15 protein-coding genes are annotated in these 16,628 nt (G+C 62.7%); 7 read left to right on the forward strand and 8 right to left on the reverse strand.

Going from position 1 to position 16,628, the window contains the following annotated elements:
* Positions 1-11: 11 nt before the first annotated feature.
* Positions 12-656: a hypothetical protein gene (locus H0482_RS07210; RefSeq protein WP_193729370.1), complete on the reverse strand. Its 645-nt coding sequence runs from the start codon at positions 654-656 to the stop codon at positions 12-14.
* 25 nt (positions 657-681) lie between these two features.
* A complete protein-coding gene (locus H0482_RS07215) occupies positions 682-1,854 on the reverse strand; it encodes an SEL1-like repeat protein (protein WP_193729371.1) in 1,173 nt (390 codons plus the stop codon).
* Between the two features lie 319 nt (positions 1,855-2,173).
* On the opposite strand from H0482_RS07215, the gene H0482_RS07220 reads away from it, so the two are divergent.
* Genes H0482_RS07220 through H0482_RS07250 form a run of 7 tightly spaced genes read left to right on the forward strand, consistent with a single transcriptional unit; the run spans position 2,174 to position 10,795 of the window.
* Positions 2,174-4,342: a NosR/NirI family protein gene (locus tag H0482_RS07220; RefSeq protein WP_193729372.1), complete on the forward strand. Its 2,169-nt coding sequence runs from the start codon at positions 2,174-2,176 to the stop codon at positions 4,340-4,342.
* Positions 4,343-4,362: 20 nt separating this feature from the next.
* Positions 4,363-6,285 carry a TAT-dependent nitrous-oxide reductase gene (gene nosZ, locus H0482_RS07225; RefSeq protein ID WP_193729373.1) on the forward strand — a complete coding sequence of 641 codons (1,923 nt, stop codon included), beginning with the start codon at positions 4,363-4,365 and terminating at the stop codon, positions 6,283-6,285.
* 3 nt (positions 6,286-6,288) lie between these two features.
* A complete protein-coding gene (locus H0482_RS07230; protein WP_193729374.1) occupies positions 6,289-7,617 on the forward strand; it encodes a nitrous oxide reductase family maturation protein NosD in 1,329 nt (442 codons plus the stop codon).
* Positions 7,583-8,482 carry an ABC transporter ATP-binding protein gene (locus H0482_RS07235; protein ID WP_193729375.1) on the forward strand — a complete coding sequence of 300 codons (900 nt, stop codon included), beginning with the start codon at positions 7,583-7,585 and terminating at the stop codon, positions 8,480-8,482. Before H0482_RS07230 ends, H0482_RS07235 begins: the two co-directional genes overlap by 35 nt.
* Positions 8,479-9,300 (forward strand): ABC transporter permease, encoded by an 822-nt coding sequence (locus H0482_RS07240; protein ID WP_193729376.1) that lies wholly within the window; start codon positions 8,479-8,481, stop codon positions 9,298-9,300. Before H0482_RS07235 ends, H0482_RS07240 begins: the two co-directional genes overlap by 4 nt.
* Positions 9,297-9,878, forward strand: a complete 582-nt coding sequence (locus H0482_RS07245) for a nitrous oxide reductase accessory protein NosL (protein ID WP_193729377.1) — start codon at positions 9,297-9,299, stop codon at positions 9,876-9,878. Before H0482_RS07240 ends, H0482_RS07245 begins: the two co-directional genes overlap by 4 nt.
* The gene (locus H0482_RS07250; protein ID WP_210319105.1) at positions 9,875-10,795 is read left to right on the forward strand and encodes an FAD:protein FMN transferase; all 921 of its coding nucleotides are present in this window, start codon (positions 9,875-9,877) and stop codon (positions 10,793-10,795) included. The genes H0482_RS07245 and H0482_RS07250 overlap by 4 nt, the downstream gene beginning before the upstream one ends.
* A 59-nt stretch (positions 10,796-10,854) precedes the next feature.
* Here H0482_RS07250 and H0482_RS07255 read toward each other — a convergent pair whose 3' ends face one another.
* Genes H0482_RS07255 through H0482_RS07280 form a run of 6 tightly spaced genes read right to left on the reverse strand, consistent with a single transcriptional unit; the run spans position 10,855 to position 16,536 of the window.
* Positions 10,855-11,544, reverse strand: coding sequence for a hypothetical protein (locus tag H0482_RS07255; protein WP_193729378.1), 690 nt, complete (start codon positions 11,542-11,544; stop codon positions 10,855-10,857).
* Between the two features lie 19 nt (positions 11,545-11,563).
* Complete coding sequence (locus H0482_RS07260; RefSeq protein ID WP_193729379.1) at positions 11,564-12,532, reverse strand: Gfo/Idh/MocA family protein; 969 nt, start codon at positions 12,530-12,532, stop codon at positions 11,564-11,566.
* Positions 12,529-13,512: a Gfo/Idh/MocA family protein gene (locus tag H0482_RS07265; RefSeq protein WP_193729380.1), complete on the reverse strand. Its 984-nt coding sequence runs from the start codon at positions 13,510-13,512 to the stop codon at positions 12,529-12,531. The genes H0482_RS07260 and H0482_RS07265 overlap by 4 nt, the downstream gene beginning before the upstream one ends.
* Entirely contained in the window at positions 13,512-14,273 is a 762-nt protein-coding gene (locus tag H0482_RS07270) for an ABC transporter ATP-binding protein (RefSeq protein ID WP_193729381.1), read from the reverse strand. Before H0482_RS07270 ends, H0482_RS07265 begins: the two co-directional genes overlap by 1 nt.
* Positions 14,270-15,109: an ATP-binding cassette domain-containing protein gene (locus H0482_RS07275; RefSeq protein ID WP_193729382.1), complete on the reverse strand. Its 840-nt coding sequence runs from the start codon at positions 15,107-15,109 to the stop codon at positions 14,270-14,272. Before H0482_RS07275 ends, H0482_RS07270 begins: the two co-directional genes overlap by 4 nt.
* Complete coding sequence (locus H0482_RS07280; protein WP_193729383.1) at positions 15,106-16,536, reverse strand: ABC transporter substrate-binding protein; 1,431 nt, start codon at positions 16,534-16,536, stop codon at positions 15,106-15,108. The genes H0482_RS07275 and H0482_RS07280 overlap by 4 nt, the downstream gene beginning before the upstream one ends.
* Positions 16,537-16,628 lie beyond the last annotated feature (92 nt).

Raw genomic sequence — 16,628 nt, forward strand, 5'->3', positions numbered from 1 at the left:
TTCGTATCCGATCAGGTGCCGAGGGCCGCGCACGTGTCCCAATCGTAGTTCAAGTCTTCGCCCGCCTGCACCTTGGCGCCAATCGACTCGCCATAGAGCTGTCCGATCTGGAAGCGTGCATCGTCGCCGTACCCCGCTTCCATCATGAGATCTTCGGCGTAATTGGCGAGCTGCTCGCCCAACGCCTCCAGCTTGGCCGCTGTGTCGCTGTCGCCGGCGTCCTGGCTAACGCTCGCAGTGGCGAGGAAACCGGCGCCGCAGGTCATGTATTTGTCGATTTCGGCATCCAGCGCCGCAGCTTCGGCATCCGCCACCAGCACTGCGCATTGGTCGGGATCGAAACCAAGCTCGGTATTGTTGTCGAAGGCGGCATCGACTTGCAGCGTGTAGCGCCTGCCGATCTCTTCGCGCTCCGCGGTTGAAACATTTTGCGCGGCGAGGGTGTCATCGGCAAGGTTGAGCAATATTTCGCCCATCTGCCTCAGCCTTGCTTCCTCCTGCTTGGTGTTTTCCATTGCCGGATCGGCCGATACCAGCAGATAGCCGACGCCGCAGAGCAGCTGCAATTCGGTATCCGCGTGGATCTCGAGGGCCTGTGCGGGCTGCGGGAAGGCGAGCGCCGTGCTGAGAAGCAGGGCAGGAAGAATTGTCTTCATCTTGGTTGATCCTGATAGGGGATAGCTAAGGAGCCTGCTTTTCGAGTTCGGTTACGTCCGCCAGACCTTTCCGCGCCAACAGGATTCCGGCATCGACGGCTTGTTGGTAAAATTGGCGCGCCAAGCCCAGGTCGCGCGGCACGCCCAGCCCTTTTTCATAGTGATTGCCCAGATTGTTCCAGGCCATCGGATCGCCCAGATCGGCCGCCTTCTGCGTCCATCGGAACGCTTCGGCCTGGTCCTCTGCGACGCCATCGCCCTGCGAATAGAGAAAACCAAGCGTCGTCATCGCCGTCTTCTCACCCAGTTCCGACGCCTGCAGCAAAAGGCTCGCCGCATAGGCGGTGTCCATGGCCACGCCGCGACCGAGGACATAAATCTGGCCCAGATTGGCGATGGCCAGGGGTTCTCCCGAAGCCGCGGCGCGTTCGAACAGGGCGATGGCCCTGACCATATCGACCGGCGTGCCTAAGCCTTCGGCATAGAAGTGCCCCAGTTCATTGGCCGCGAACGGGTCGCCCAGATCTGCCCCATGCTGGTAAAGTCGCAGGGCTTCGGCGTAATTCTGCTCCACGCCCTGCCCGCTCTGGTACAGCCAGGCCAATTGATAGAGCCCATAGGGATCGTTCTGCGCTGCCGCCATTTCGGCCCAATGGAGCGAACGGCCATAATCCTGCTCCACGCCCAGCCCCAACTCGTAAAGCGAGGCGAGGGCGGCCTGCGCCCGCGAATAGCCCTGGTCGGCGGCAAGGCGGTAGTAATGTGCGGCCTGTTGTGCGTCGACGTCCACGCCAAAACCGAAATCATAGGCTCGGCCCATGCCATGTTGGGCGATCGCCAAGCCGCTTTCGGCCAGCGGCCGGAGCAGCGCCACAGCGCGTTCCGGCTGCGCTGTCAGGTGGCGGCTGTCGAGCAGATAGGTCGCATAGAGTGCGGTGCCGATCGGGTGTCCGCCGGACATGGCCCGCTCCAGCGCCGCAATTGCCGCCGTGTGGTCAAAAGCTTCGGCATGGGCGCGGCCCAGCCAGGCCGCAATGTCGGCGGCATCGGGGCTGGCTGCCAGGGCGTCTTCGCAGACGGCAATGGCGTGGCGTAGATCGGTAATACGCTGCGGGTGATCGGCGAAACCCGCCTCGAACGGCGAGGCCGCCAGCGCGGCGCAGGACCCGCCTGACGATGCCAGAACAGGCTGGGCCATGGACACGAACATCCCCGCCAAGCCGATACAAGTCAGTAGCCGTGCCCTCATCGCGCCACCTTATATGTTCACTGCACACTTAACAGCGAAATGCGGGCTTAGCAATAGATTGCAGATCATGTGGCGAGCCGCTGTGGTCGATCGCCCGGCGCAGTGCCGACGGGACTTTCCGGCGCTCGACAGGGCCATCATTGCTGCAACGGGCAGCTATAATCGCCACTTGGGTCAATGGATCATCATCAGTTTGATCTGCATCAACGAATTGATTGGCCGAGTGATGGAGGAATGCCTCCGCAATCAATTGCTGGAATGGCGTGGAATGTCGATTTTCCGTTTTCTTCTCGCGCTTTGCTTCGGTCTGTGTCTCGCGCTCTCCGCCAGCACAATATCCAGCGCCAGCCCGGTATTGCAGGATTACCTGCCCAGTGTGGCCGCTGCCGATCTCGTGCCTGGCGCCGACAGTTTTGGCCCGGTGCGCGACGACATCGCGGTCGCGCCGGTGCTGAGCGGCGACGAGGTCGTGGCCTGGGCTTTCGTCACCTCCGATTTTGTCGGCACGACGGGCTATTCGGGCAAGCCGATCCATACGCTGGTGGCGGTGGGGCTAGACGCCAAGGTCATCAGCGTAAAGCTGGTCAAGCATTCCGAACCCATCGTTCTGATCGGCATTCCCGATGCCAAGGTGCAGGCGATGGTGGCCGGCTATGCCGGACTCGATCTAATCGCGGAGGCGAAATCCGGCGGCACGGCGCATGAGGTGGACATCATCTCGGGCGCGACGGTGACCGTGATGGTGATCGACGATTCCATCGTTCGCTCGGGGCTCAAGGTTGCCCGCGCGCTTGGCCTTGGCGGCCTTGCCCGCGAGACGGAAAGCACCGGACCGCGCTTTGAAGTGAACCCGGATGCTGCTGCCGCGACCGACTGGATCGAGGCCGAAGGCGACGGCACCGTGCGGCGGCTTTCGCTGGATGTGGCCCAGGTCAATGACGCCTTTGCCGGCCATGCCGATGATCGGGCGCGCGAACGAGCGCTGACCGAAGCGCCGGAAACCAGCTTCATCGACATGTATGCTTCCCTGGTTTCGGTGCCGGCGATCGGAACGGCCGTGCTTGGGGAGGCCGAGGCTGCCAATCTTGGAACCTGGCTGAAAGAGGGCGAGAGCGCCATCGCGGTGATGGGGCGAGGCCTCTATTCCTTCAAGGGGTCGGGCTATGTGCGCGGCGGCATTTTCGACCGTATCGTGCTCATTCAGGATGATGTCTCGGTGCGTTTCCGCGACCGTGACCATCGGCGCCTCAATCGCATCGCACTCGATGGCGCGCCCGCCTTCACCGAAATGGACATGTTTCGGATCCCCGCCGAACTGGGCTTCGATCCGACAAAGCCCTTCCGTATCCAGTTGCTGGTGCAACGCGAAGTTGGTCCCATCGAAAAGGTCTTCCACACATTCGAGCTCGGCTATCAATTGCCGCAACAATATCTGCGCGCCATCGCCGCGCCGGTGACGGAAGTGGTTGTTCCCGCGGCTCAGACCGAGCTGAGCGCCCAGGCCGAACTCTGGCAGCGCATCTGGCTCGATTCCAAGCTCAAGATCGGCATTCTGGCCGCGATGCTGGTGGTGCTGACGGGTGTGTTCTTCTTTCAGACCTTCGTCGTCAAGAACGCCAAGGCCTTCTATATCTTCCGCATTGCCTTCCTGACCTTCACGCTGGTTTTCCTAGGCTGGTATGCCAATGCGCAGCTCTCCGTCGTCAACCTGCTGGCGCTGTTCGGCAGCGTCGTGGAAGGGTTCAGCTGGCAGGCTTTCCTGCTTGATCCTCTGACCTTCATCCTGTGGTTTGCCGTCGCCGCCGCCCTGCTGTTCTGGGGGCGCGGGGCCTATTGCGGCTGGCTGTGTCCATTCGGCGCCCTGCAGGAATTGACCAACCAGATCGCGCGCAAGCTGCGCATCCCGCAATGGACGCTGCCCTGGGGCCTGCATGAGCGGCTGTGGCCGGTCAAATACATGATCTTTCTGGGGCTGTTCGGCGTGTCGCTGATGAGCGTCGAGCAGGCCGAGCATCTGGCCGAAGTCGAGCCGTTCAAGACCGCGATCATCCTCAATTTCGTGCGTGCCTGGCCGTTCGTTGCCTATGCGGTGGCGCTCCTGGTCGCCGGGCTGTTCGTCGAGCGGTTCTATTGCCGCTATCTCTGTCCGCTTGGCGCTGCCCTCGCCATTCCGGCGCGAATCCGCATGTTCGACTGGCTGAAGCGGTACCGCGAATGCGGCAATCCCTGCCAGACTTGCGCCAATCAATGCCCCGTCCAGGCGATCCACAAGACCGGTGAGATCAATCCGAACGAGTGCATCAACTGCTTGCATTGCCAGGTTCTCTACCAGTCCAAGACGGTGTGCCCGGTGGTGATCAAGAAGGAAAAGGCGCGGGCCAAGCTCGCCGCCAGTCCCGGCCGTCTCCCCGACCCGGCTGTCCGAATTCAAAATTAACTCACGAAGGAGAGACGATTATGGAAAACAGCGAAAATAAGGGGCTCAGTCGCCGCGCATTGTTCGGCGCCACTGCCGGGGCGGCAGTGCTTGCTGGAACCATGGGGCCCGCCGCGCTTGGCCTCGGCGCTGCCATGCTGACGACGCCGGCACTGGCTGCCGGGGGCGATGGCAGCGTGGGTCCGGGCCTGCTCGATGATTATTACGGCTTCTGGTCTTCGGGGCAGACGGGCGAAATGCGCATTCTCGGCATCCCCTCAATGCGCGAATTGATGCGGGTGCCCGTATTCAATCGCTGCTCGGCCACGGGCTGGGGGCAGACCAATGAATCGATCCGTGTGCACCAGCGCACGATGTCGGAGAAGACTAAGAAGCAGCTCGCCGCCAACGGCAAGAAAATTCATGATAATGGCGATCTGCACCACGTCCATATGTCCTTCACCGAAGGCAAATATGACGGCCGCTACCTGTTCATGAACGACAAGGCCAATACGCGCGTCGCGCGCGTTCGCTGCGATGTGATGAAGACCGATGCCATTCTGGAAATCCCCAATGCCAAGGGCATCCACGGTATGCGCCCGCAGAAATGGCCGCGCTCGAACTATGTGTTCTGCAATGGTGAGGACGAAGCACCGTTGATCAATGACGGCTCGACCATGCGGGACGTCTCGACCTATGTGAACATCTTCACCGCCGTCGACGCCGATGCCTGGGACGTGGCCTGGCAGGTCCAGGTCTCCGGCAATCTCGACAATTGCGATGCCGACTATACCGGCAAATGGGCCTTCTCGACCTCGTATAATTCCGAGATGGGGATGAACCTGGCAGAGATGACCGAGTCCGAAATGGACCACGTGGTCGTCTTCAATATCGAGGAGATCGAAAAAGCCATTGCCGCGGGCCAATATGAAGAGATCAACGGCGTAAAGGTTCTGGATGGGCGCAAGGAGGCCAAGTCCCTCTTTACCCGCTACATCCCGATCGCCAACAACCCGCATGGTTGCAACATGGCGCCCGACAAGAAGCATCTTTGCGTTGGCGGCAAGCTGTCGCCGACGGTGACGGTGCTGGATATCACCAAGTTCGACGCTTTGTTCTATGAAGACGCCGAGCCGCGTTCCGCCGTGGTGGCCGAGCCGCAACTGGGCCTTGGGCCCCTGCACACCGCCTTTGACGGCCGCGGCAATGCCTATACCTCGCTGTTCCTCGACAGCCAGGTGGTAAAGTGGAACATCGAAGACGCGGTTCGCGCCTATGCCGGGGAAGACATCGACCCGATCAAGGACAAGATCGACGTGCATTACCAGCCTGGGCACCTCAAGACGGTGATGGGCGAAACGCTGGACGCCACCAGCGACTGGCTGGTTTGCCTCTGCAAGTTCTCCAAGGACCGCTTCCTCAATGTCGGGCCGCTCAAGCCCGAAAATGACCAGTTGATCGACATTTCTGGCGACAAGATGAAGCTGGTGCATGACGGCCCGACCTTTGCCGAGCCGCATGACGCAATCGCGGTTCACCCCTCGATCATGTCGGGCATCAAGTCGGTCTGGGACCGGCAGGATCCGATGTGGGCCGAAACCCGCGCTCAGGCCGAGGCCGATGGGGTCGATATCGACGACTGGTGCGACACCGTCATCCGCGATGGCAACAAGGTGCGCGTCTATATGTCGAGCGTTGCCCCGTCCTTCTCGCTTGAGGAGTTCACGGTGCAGGAAGGCGATGAGGTCACAATCATCGTCACCAATATGGACGAGATCGATGACCTGACGCATGGCTTCACCATGGGCAATCATGGCGTCGCCATGGAAGTCGGTCCGCAGCAGACCAGTTCCGTGACCTTCGTGGCGGCCAATGCGGGTGTATACTGGTATTATTGCCAGTGGTTCTGCCATGCCCTGCACATGGAAATGCGCGGTCGCATGTTCGTCGAACCCAAGGCCTGACCCATGCGCTGGCTTGCCCTGTTTCTCGGACTGACCCTGGTGTTGCCCGCTGCGGCGGCCGAGCATCTGGTCGGCCCTGGCCAGGGCAAGCTGGCACTTGCCATCGCCGGGGCTTCCCCCGGCGATGTGCTGGTCCTTGAAACCGGCGCCTATTCGGGCTCCATCATCATCGATCGTCCGCTGACCATTACGGGGCCCTCCGGCGCCGTGGTGGACGGCGAGGGCATTGGCAGCGTCATCACCATTGCCGCTCCCGATGTGACGCTGACCGGCTTTGCCGTCACCGGTTCGGGCGACCGCAATGAAGATCTCGATGCCGGCGTCAAAATCCTGAAGGGCGCGGACCGAACCCGCATCGAGGCGCTTTCACTCCTCGACAACATGCATGGGATCGACGTGCATGGCGGCCGCGACGCGCAAATCCTGAGCAACAGCATTATCGGCCGGCAGAACCCGCACATGAATGAGCGCGGCAATGGCATTTATGTCTGGAACAGCCCCGGCACGCTGCTCGATGGCAATGACATCCGCTATGGTCGCGACGGCATTTTTTCCAATGCCAGCGCCGACAGCATCTATCGCAGCAATATCATGCGCGATCTGCGGTTCGCGGTGCATTTCATGTACACCAAGAATACCGAGGTATTGGGCAATATTTCGATCGGCAACCATCTCGGCTTTGCCATCATGTTCTCGGACCGCGCGAAAATTCTCAACAATTTGAGCCTGGGCGACCGCGAACACGGACTGATGCTGAACTATGCCAACAATGCCGATGTCGCCGGCAATCTGGTGCGCGGCGGCACCAAGAAATGCCTCTTCATCTACAATGCCCACAAGAACCTGATCTGGGACAATCGCTTCGAAGGGTGCGGTATCGGCATTCATTTCACGGCCGGTTCGGAGCGAAACGTGCTGACCGCCAATGCTTTCATCGCCAATCGGGAGCAGGTCAAATATGTCGGCACCCGCAACATGGAATGGAGCCATGAGGGGCAGGGCAATTTCTGGTCCGATCACCCTGCCTTCGACCTCAATGGCGACGGCATAGCCGACAGCTTCTATCGCCCCAATGATCTCATGGATCAGATTCTGTGGTCGCAGCCTGCGGCAAGCCTGTTGATCGGCTCGCCCGCCGTGCAATTGGTGCGCTGGAGCCAGCGGGATTTCCCTGCGACGCTCCCCGGCGGCGTGCGCGACAGCGCGCCTTTGATGCGACCGCTGACCATCTCCGTCCCGCCCGAGATCCTCAGCCTCGAAGCTGAAGCCGAAGGTCGCTGGGAAGAAGGAAACTACGATGACGCCGACCCTGAAAATCTCGCAACTCACTAAGCGTTTTGGCGAGGTTGAGGCGCTGAAGACCGTTTCCCTGTCGCTGGAAGCGGGCAAGCGCGCGGCGCTGCTCGGCCACAATGGCGCGGGCAAATCCACGCTGATGAAAATAGTTCTCGGCCTAATACCCTTTGACGGCGGTGAGGTGATCGTCTGCGGCACGACGCCGGGTTCGTCCGCCGCGCGCAGCCAGGTGGCCTATCTGCCGGAAAATGCCGCGTTTCACCCGGCTTTGACCGGCGAAGAGCAACTCCGCCACTATCTGGCCCTGCGTGGCGAGAACCCCAAACTTGCCATGGACCTGCTGGCCCGGGTCGGGCTGGAAAAAGCGGCGCGGCGGCGGATCGGCACCTATTCAAAAGGCATGCGTCAGCGCGTGGGGCTGGCCCAGACCTTGATCGGACGCCCGCGCCTGCTGGTTCTGGACGAGCCGACCTCCGGGCTTGATCCGGTGTCGCGGCGCGATTTCTACAATCTGCTCGATGGGCTTTCCGCCGAGGGGACAGCCATTTTGCTGTCCTCCCACGTTTTGACCGAAGTCGAGGCGCGCACCGACACTATTCTCATCCTCTCCGGCGGAAAGCTGGTGGCGGAAGGCACGCTCGGCGCCCTGCGTGCCCAGGCCGCCCTGCCGGTCAGCATGCTCGTTCGACCTGCTGACGGCCAAGCGAGCTCCCTCGCTTCGGCGTTGCCCGAAGCGGTTTCGGGAAATGATGGGCTGTTGCATCTCACCTGTACGCAGGCAGAAAAGCTCCCCCTGCTGGCTCGCATCACCGCGCTCGGAACAGGGGTCGCCGATCTCGATGTCATCCCACCCAGCCTCGAAGACATCTATAGCCATTTCAGCCGGAGGGACGGGCAATGAGCCGCATTCTTGCCACGGCGGCCAGCGAGTTCCGCATCGCCTTTCGCAATCGCTGGGTCACCATCGCCACAGCCATGATGGTGCTGTTCGCCCTGGTGCTCGCCGCTGCCGGCTCCGCGCCGACGGGTGATGTCGGCGTCGACCGGCTCTCGGTGACCGTTGCCTCGCTGACCTCACTGGCGCTCTATCTCGTGCCCCTGCTGGCGCTGCTGATGAGTTTCGACGCGGTGGCGGGCGAGGTCGAACGGGGTACGCTGCCGCTATTGCTGACCTATCCGGTGTCGCGTCTTCAGGTTCTGCTGGGCAAGCTCATCGCCCATTCGGCCATCCTTGCCCTTGCGGTCACGCTCGGCTATGGCGCGGCGGCTCTGGTGGCCGTCTGGTCCGACCCCAAGGCAGTGCAGGGGCTCGGCTCGTTGTGGAGGCTGATCTGGACGTCGGTATTGCTTGGCGCCACTTTTTTGTGCGCGGGCTATGCGCTGTCGGCCCTGGCGCGCCGTCCATCGGGGGCGGCGGGCCTCGCCATCGCGCTCTGGCTGGTGGCGGTGGTGCTCTATGATCTGGCGCTCTTGGCGCTGATCGTCTCGGATGGCGGTGGAGCCCTGACCACCCAAGCCTTGCCCATTGCGCTCCTCGCCAATCCCGCCGACGCCTTTCGGGTCTTCAACCTGGCGGCGGCGCAGGCGGTGGCCATTGCCGGAGGCATTGGCGGGGCGGCGGACGCCATTCCGCTTTGGCAATCGGCGGCATCGCTCGTCCTCTGGCCATTGGCCGCCCTTGCGCTGGCCGTCGCGGCGTTTCGAAAGGTGACACCATGAAAAAGAGCCTTCGCGCAGCATTGCTTCTTACAGCTGTCACGACGCTTGCGGGCTGTCAGCAGGAGGTGGCGCAAGACCTTACGCCCCGCGAGATGACCGCGGAAACCCTCGGCCACTATTGCCAGATGAACCTTCTGGAGCATCCCGGTCCCAAGGCGCAGGTGTTCATGCGGGGCTATGCGGCGCCGCTATTCTTCAGCCAGGTGCGCGACGCCATCGCCTATACCCGCGCGCCGGAGCAGGTGGCGCCGATCCTTGCCGTCTATGTCAATGACATGGGCGCGAGCGAGGCGACATGGGATCTGCCCGGCGAGGGCAATTGGATTGCCGCGGACACTGCCTTTTTTGTGCTCGGCTCCGCCGTCGAGGGCGGCATGGGCGCGCCGGAAGCCGTGCCCTTTTCCAGCCGTGAGAGTGCTGAGGCCTTCATTGCGGCCGAGGGCGGCCATGTGCTTGCACTGGCCGAGATCGCCGACGAAACCGTTCTGGCGCCGGTCGAGACCATTGCCGATAGCGATGAAAATGACGCAGCGTTCAACGAGCGCCTGCATGCCCTGCATAGAAAGGTCGGAGAATGAGTATGCCGATAAATCGCCGTCGTCTGCTTGCCATATCTGCCGCCTTCGCGCTGCTGCCCGCCGCCCGTGCCGCAGGGCTGTCCGGCCCCAGCCATGTCTGGACCGGGCATGCCATGGGCGCACGAGCCTCCATCCGCATCGCGCACCCCGACGCCGAAGCGATCGCGGCGCGCGTCATGGAGGAAATCGACCGGTTGGAAAATATCCTCAGCCTCTATCGCGCCGACAGCGCGCTCTCGCGCCTCAACCGCGAGGGGCAGCTTGCAGCGCCGCCCTTTGAACTGCTCGAATGCCTGTCCATGGCCGGCGCGGTCAATCGCGCCAGTGGCGGACGGTTCGATCCGACGGTCCAGCCGCTTTGGACATTGTGGGCGGAGGCGGCGATGGCTGGCACCCGGCCCGATGCAAAGGCCATTGCGGTGGCGCTGGGCAGGACAGGCTGGGACAAGGTAACGCTCGATACAGATGCAATCACCATGCGGCCCGGCATGGCGCTGACCCTTAACGGGATCGGGCAGGGCTATGTCGCCGACCGCGTTGCCGCACTATTGGAAGCCGAGGGGCTGAGCAATATTCTCATCGATACAGGGGAGTTTCGCGCCCTGGGCGGCAGGCCAGATGGCGCGGACTGGCCGATGCAGCTCGATGGCGGCGACAAAATAGGGCTGCGCCAACGTGCGCTGGCGACATCGGCGCCTCTGGGCACCACTTTCGATCAGGCCGGAAGCGATGGGCACATTCTCGATCCCGCGACCGGCAGACCCACGGCAGCGCCCTGGCGCACCATATCGATCTCGGCGCATTCAGCCGCCATCGCCGATGCCCTCACTACCGCCGCCTGCCTCTTGGCGGAGCCGGCGGCAATAGAGGCCATGCTCGGAAATTTCGAGGATGCCCGGCTGGAGGTCTGCGCCTGACGGCTCTTGCACTTTTCTTGACCGGCGTGGCAAGGCCCGAAACAGCCCTTATCGACCGGCTATAGAACGAGGGCCATTTTTCTGACGGCGTCATACATGCTTTGCGGCGTGGATCCGGTGACGATGGCGCCGAGCAGGGGAGCGGCAATGCCGGCCTCCTTGAGACGGGCCATGTCTTCGGGGACGAATTTGCGCTGGCTCGGCGCTATGACGGGTATGCCGGCCGACGAGGCGATGGCGCGATAGCGTTCGAGGTCTTCGTCTTCGAGGGGCAGGCCATAACCCGAAAACTCGATGATCGAGGCCTCGACCATGGCGCCGGGAATGCTGGCGATGCGAGCTATTTCCTGAGGGCTGCTCTCAGACGAAAGGGCCGGCATGGGGCGCAGGCGCGATTGAAGGAGATGAGCCTGAAGGTGGTCGATATAGACGTTGAACCCCTCAAATCCGAGATCGGCGAGATTATCCATCTCCTCAGCTGACGGGACAATGTCCTGTCCGGCCATGACCAGAAGCGGGGCGCCGAGCTTGCTCAATTCCTCGTAGAACGGGCGCTCCTCGGCAAAGTTGCCAAAGGTCGTGCCGGTGGCGCGATGATAGGCGTTGAGGTGGGTCTTGAGGGCAAAAGCGCCGCCATCCAGGGCTGCCTTGGCCAGGTCGATATCGTGGCGGGCGAGCGAAACGACGATCGGGAAGGCGCCATCGGTGATGGCCTGGTAAAATGGGGTTTCCGGATAGGGTCGGGTCATGGTGTCCTCGGGCGTGGATTTAGGCGGCTGCCTGGTAGATGGCGTCGACGAGACGTTGGGCGGCAAGCAGATCCGAAAGCCTGGCCATGGCATGAGGCCGGTTCTGCGCCATGTGCGAAAGCACTTCGCCAAAAGCGGCATATTGCTGGGATGAAGGGGCGCTTTCGCGCTGCACCAGCCCGTTCTCGGACCTTACGGTCAGAAGCCCGCGGTCTTCGGTAATGGCCCAGCCCGGGCCATGGATGCGCCATTGCTTGTCGGCGGTGGTTTCGGTGGGCATGCAATAGCCGGCTTCGATGGTGATGGTCCGGCCCTCTGCGGTGATCAGCGAGGCCATGGCAAAGTCGTCCACCTCCAGATTGTGCAGCACATTGGACGTAGTGGCGCAGCCAATGGTCAGCGCCACGCCATTGGCAATTGTCAGGGCGGCGTCGGCGGCGTGAATGCCCAGATTGCGCAGAGCCCCGCCCCCATAGCGGCTCCGGCTCAGCACCCAGGGGACGCCATCGCGCAAATACCGCTGCGGGGGGCCAGCAAGGATGCGGAAATGAGCGTGGGTCCAAAGTAGAAATCGCGGATCTTGCCGGGCCAGTTCACCCCAGAAACTCATCAGGCGATTGACGAAGGGCACGGCCGTTGCAAGGCCCGAGGCGGCGGCACCAGTCGCGGCGCTGGCCAGGGCGGCGCCATCCACGGTACCGGGCTTTTCGAGCACGAAAGGCATCGCGCGCGCGACCAGGGCCGCAAGCACTTCGGGCGTCTCGTCGGGCGGCGTCAACACGAAGGCCACCGCGTGTGGATAGGCGTCCAGCATGTCGGCCCAGCGCTCGAAGCGGCGATAGGTCTGCCCGGCGGCCAGGCGTTCGATGGCCGCAGGATCGCTATCGCTGACGGCCGCGATGGAGCAGCCGGCGGCGATGAGCGCATCCCGGTGCCAGGGCGCGTGCCAATGCTGCGATCCGATCATGATGAAGGGGCGCGGGTTCATTGAATTCTCACTTTCGCGCCGGTGGCGGCGGAGCGCAAAACCGCTTCCACCGTGGAGACGACATATCGGCCATAATCGAAACCGACCTCGGCGGGAGCGCCTTCGATGCAGTCGGCGAAAGCGGCGATCTCGGCATCGATCATGCCGTTCCAGTGATCGGGGACGGGCTCGAGCCGATCCTGCCATCCCTGCCCGAGATCAACTACGAGTTCGCCTCGATGGGAGACGCGCATCTGTCCGCGCGTGCCGAGAAGCTCGGTATGGACCTGCGGCGCCAGACCGCGCGTGCCGGCAACAAGCAGGCGCGCATGAATGGAGCCGAAACTCAATTGCGCCATGCCCAGATCGTCGGCGCTCTGGTCGGCGTGGAAGCGCGTTTCAGCAAGGCCGAAGGCGTCCTCGGCGCGGGCCCCGAGCAGGAAACTCACCTGATCGATGACATGGACGCCCTGGACCAGCCACATGCCGCCTCCGGCGGCGCGCGATTTCTGCCATGGCCGGCGATTGGCTTCATTCCAGTCGATGACGCGCCGGCTGTCGACGGCGACGATCTCGCCGATCATGCCCTCCTCGATCAATTTGCGGGCCTGCCTATGGGCGGGCGCCCAACGCATGAGATGTCCGACCATGGCGCGGGCCGACGAGGCGTGGCTGGCGGCGATGAGGTGCTCGCATTCGTCGGTGCTATTGGCGAGCGGCTTTTCGATAAGCACATGCTTGTTCGCGCGGAGCGCGTCCATGCCGAGGCGGTGATGGCTGGCATGGGGCGTCGCGATGATGACGGCGTCGACCGCGTCATCGGCCAGGACATCATCGAAGCTGGAATAGGCCAGGACGCCATACCGGCTCGACAGTTCGAGGGAACTGGCCGGTGTCGAACCGACAAAACCATGGAGCCGCAGCCGCGTCTGGCGCAGCAGGGCGTCGGCATGGGTGGTGGCAAAGGCTCCGGTGCCGACAATGACGATATTGGCGGCCATCAGATATTCGCCATGTCCAGGGCCGAACCCAGCAGGGATCGGGAATAGTCGTGCCGAGGGTTCTGGAACAGCGTTTCGACCGGCTCCATTTCCACGATTTCCCCGCGATACATGACCGCCACGCGATCCGAAATCTGCCGCACCACGCCCAGGTCGTGGGAAATGAAGATCATCGCCAGGTTCAGTTCCGCGCGGATTTCCGCGAGGAGCTTGAGCACCTGGGTCTGGACCGAGACGTCCAGCGCCGAAACGGCTTCGTCGCAGATCAGCAGGCGCGGAGAGACGGCAAGGGCGCGGGCAATGCTGACCCGCTGGGCCTGCCCGCCTGAAAGTTCGGAGGGACGCCGGTCAAGATAGGCGGTGCCCAGACCGACCCGTTCCAACAGTTCGGACGCGACCTTGCGCGGGGCTTCGGGCCGAATGGCCTTGTGGGTCCGCCATCCCTCCTCGATCTGCTCAAAGACGGACATGCGGGGATTGAGGGAGGAGCGCGGGTCCTGGAACACCATCTGCATGCTGCGGCGCTGCTCGCGGCTCCGCCGATGGGTGAGGTCGGCCCCCGACATGATGATCCTGCCGCTATCGGGGCGCGACAATCCGACCAGGCACCGGGCAAGGCTGGATTTGCCGCAGCCCGATTCGCCGACGATCCCGAGCACTTCCTCTTCAGCGATTGCCAGGCTGACGGATTTGACAGCGGGGACGCGCCGGCCGTCGCGGACATAGGAAAAATTCAGAGCATCAACCTGTAGCAGATTCACGAGGCTTCCCCCAGCATACGACGGTGCACGGTTGGAACGTTGGCCACCAGGTGGCGGGTGTAGTCGTGGCTGGGATTGGCCAGAACCTGCGGCGCAAGCCCGGTTTCAACCACCTGGCCGTTGCGCATCACCACCAGATCGTCGGCGTAATGGCTCATCACGCGAAGGTCGTGGCTGATCAGGATCATGCCGAGGCCATCCTCGGTCTGGAGGCGGCGCAGCAAGTCGAGGACTTTCGCCTGCACACTCACATCGAGGGCCGTGGTCGGCTCGTCGGCAAGAATAAGGCGTGGACGACCGGCGAGCGCCATGGCGATCACCACGCGCTGACGTTGGCCGCCGGAAAGCTGGTGCGGATACATGCGAGCCTTAAGCTGCGGCTCGGGCAAATCCACCCGCTCGAGCAGTTCGACGGCGCGGGCGCGCGCCGCGCTGCGCGACAGGCCCTGCCGCTTGCGAAGGATTTCACCTACCTGGTCGTCGATGCGCATCACGGGATCGAGCGCAGCCAGGGGGTCTTGAAAAACCATGGCAATCGCGGCGCCGCGCAATTCGCGCAGGCTGTCCGGGGCCATCGTGGTCAAGTCCTTGCCTTCAAACCTAATGCTGCCTTGGGTACGGCGCAGTGCAGCGGGAAGCATGCCCAGAATGGAGAGGGCGGTCATGCTCTTGCCGCTTCCCGATTCGCCGACAATGCCGGTGGTCCGGCCGGCGGAAACCGCCAGAGAAATCGAGTCGAGAATGGTCTGTCGACCGGCGCAGACCGACAGCCCCTCGATCTCAAGCAAGGGGGATGCGCCGGGGGGCGCATCCTTCTGGTTTTCCCAAAGGTTCATTTTGCGAATTGGATTTGGCTGAGATTCGGCCGGTAGACCGGATCAAGCTGGACGCCTTCGAGCTTGGCGTTCCAGGCCCAGACCTGGTTCACATCCATGGGGAAGAGACCAATGGCATTGTCCCAGATGATCTTGCCGGCTTCCGCGTAAAGCTCGGCGCGCCTGGCCTGGTCGGAGATCGAGCCCGCTTCGCTCAGCAGCGCGTCGAGCGCGGGGTCGCAATAGGTCGTGCGGTTGGCCGCGCAGGTATAGAGACGACCCAGATTGTAGTCGGCATCGCCCGTATTGGTGATGATCGGCTGGATGATCGAGATGTCCCAGTCGAGGGCCAGCAAACGCTGGGTGCCGACGGCGGGCTCCTGCAAGTCGACTTCGCCCTTGACCCCGATACGGGCCCAATCGGCCAGGATCGCATCGACCAGCGGCTTGTAGGTCGAATTGTTCATCAGCACCTTGATTGTGGCGTCGAAGTCGAAGCCCTTGGCTTCGAGCGCGGCCTTGGCGGCTTCCGGATCATATTCATAGGGCGTCTGCTTGCTGGCGCCGAATACGGTGCCGGGCAGAGGGCCTTCCATCTTGGTGCCGGTATTGGGGTAGAGCGTGCCGATGATGGCGTCGAAATCAACCGCTGACCAGAGAGCCCGGCGGGTGTCGGCATCCTCGAACGCGCGCTGGGTGTTGAACCAGAGCACGATATTGGACATCGTCGTCACTTTATCGACGACCAGATCCGGATTGTTGCTCAGCTTGCCGACCTGGTCATCGGGAACGGTCCAGGTCAGGTCGATCTCGCCGGTTTCAAGCGCGGTGATACGGGCAGCCTGCTCGGGAATGAGCTTTACGGTCACCTGGTCGAGTTTGGGGGCGCCGCGCCAGTGATCGGGATTGGCCTTGAGGGTAACGCCAAGGCTGGGATCGAACTCTTCCACAATGAAGGGGCCGGTGCCGACCGGGCTGAGTCCGAAATCGTCGTCGAGCTGCTCGGACGGGCCGATGGCCAGCATGAACAGCTTGCCCAAAAGTGCGCCCTGGCCGACGTCCGAGGAGATCACAATCTCGTTGGGGGAGACGACTTCGAGCGTCAACGGCTTGAAGATGCCGGCAAGCGGGCCGGCAAGGGTGACGACGCGCTCCATCGAGCTGCGGACGTCTTCGGCGTCGAAGCTGGAGCCGTCGGAGAAGGTCACGCCGTCACGCAGCTTGAAGGTCCAGCGCGTGGCATCTTCATTGGCCGACCATTCGGTCGCCAGGGCCGGAACATAGGCACCATCGACAAAGTCGACCAGGGTGTCGAAAATCTGGGCGTTCATCTGCAAGTTGCCCTGCACATTGGTCAGCGCGCCATGCGGATCGAGATTGGCGATCGAGGCGACCGGAATGCCCACGGTCAGGTTCTGTTCGGTCTGCGCCAAGGCGACCGACGACATCAGAGCCGCCAATGTTACGGCGCCACTGGCCGCAATCATCCGGTTTCCGAAATTGAAATGTCTCGACAAAGCATCCTCCTGGTTCGAGATTT

Source organism: Devosia faecipullorum, assembly GCF_015158295.1.
Classification (GTDB): domain Bacteria; phylum Pseudomonadota; class Alphaproteobacteria; order Rhizobiales; family Devosiaceae; genus Devosia; species Devosia faecipullorum.

Excerpts from the sequence above, each read along its gene's own strand:
- H0482_RS07280 (WP_193729383.1), bottom strand. The coding sequence starts at position 16,536 with ATGTCGTCGGTCGCCTTGGCGCAGACCGAACAGAACCTGACCGTGGGC.
- H0482_RS07235 (WP_193729375.1), top strand. The coding sequence starts at position 7,583 with ATGACGCCGACCCTGAAAATCTCGCAACTCACTAAGCGTTTTGGCGAG.
- H0482_RS07250 (WP_210319105.1), top strand. The coding sequence starts at position 9,875 with ATGAGTATGCCGATAAATCGCCGTCGTCTGCTTGCCATATCTGCCGCC.
- H0482_RS07210 (WP_193729370.1), bottom strand. The coding sequence starts at position 656 with ATGAAGACAATTCTTCCTGCCCTGCTTCTCAGCACGGCGCTCGCCTTC.
- H0482_RS07240 (WP_193729376.1), top strand. The coding sequence starts at position 8,479 with ATGAGCCGCATTCTTGCCACGGCGGCCAGCGAGTTCCGCATCGCCTTT.
- H0482_RS07245 (WP_193729377.1), top strand. The coding sequence starts at position 9,297 with ATGAAAAAGAGCCTTCGCGCAGCATTGCTTCTTACAGCTGTCACGACG.
- H0482_RS07230 (WP_193729374.1), top strand. The coding sequence starts at position 6,289 with ATGCGCTGGCTTGCCCTGTTTCTCGGACTGACCCTGGTGTTGCCCGCT.
- H0482_RS07265 (WP_193729380.1), bottom strand. The coding sequence starts at position 13,512 with ATGGCCGCCAATATCGTCATTGTCGGCACCGGAGCCTTTGCCACCACC.
- nosZ (WP_193729373.1), top strand. The coding sequence starts at position 4,363 with ATGGAAAACAGCGAAAATAAGGGGCTCAGTCGCCGCGCATTGTTCGGC.
- H0482_RS07255 (WP_193729378.1), bottom strand. The coding sequence starts at position 11,544 with ATGACCCGACCCTATCCGGAAACCCCATTTTACCAGGCCATCACCGAT.
- H0482_RS07215 (WP_193729371.1), bottom strand. The coding sequence starts at position 1,854 with ATGGCCCAGCCTGTTCTGGCATCGTCAGGCGGGTCCTGCGCCGCGCTG.
- H0482_RS07220 (WP_193729372.1), top strand. The coding sequence starts at position 2,174 with ATGTCGATTTTCCGTTTTCTTCTCGCGCTTTGCTTCGGTCTGTGTCTC.
- H0482_RS07275 (WP_193729382.1), bottom strand. The coding sequence starts at position 15,109 with ATGAACCTTTGGGAAAACCAGAAGGATGCGCCCCCCGGCGCATCCCCC.
- H0482_RS07260 (WP_193729379.1), bottom strand. The coding sequence starts at position 12,532 with ATGAACCCGCGCCCCTTCATCATGATCGGATCGCAGCATTGGCACGCG.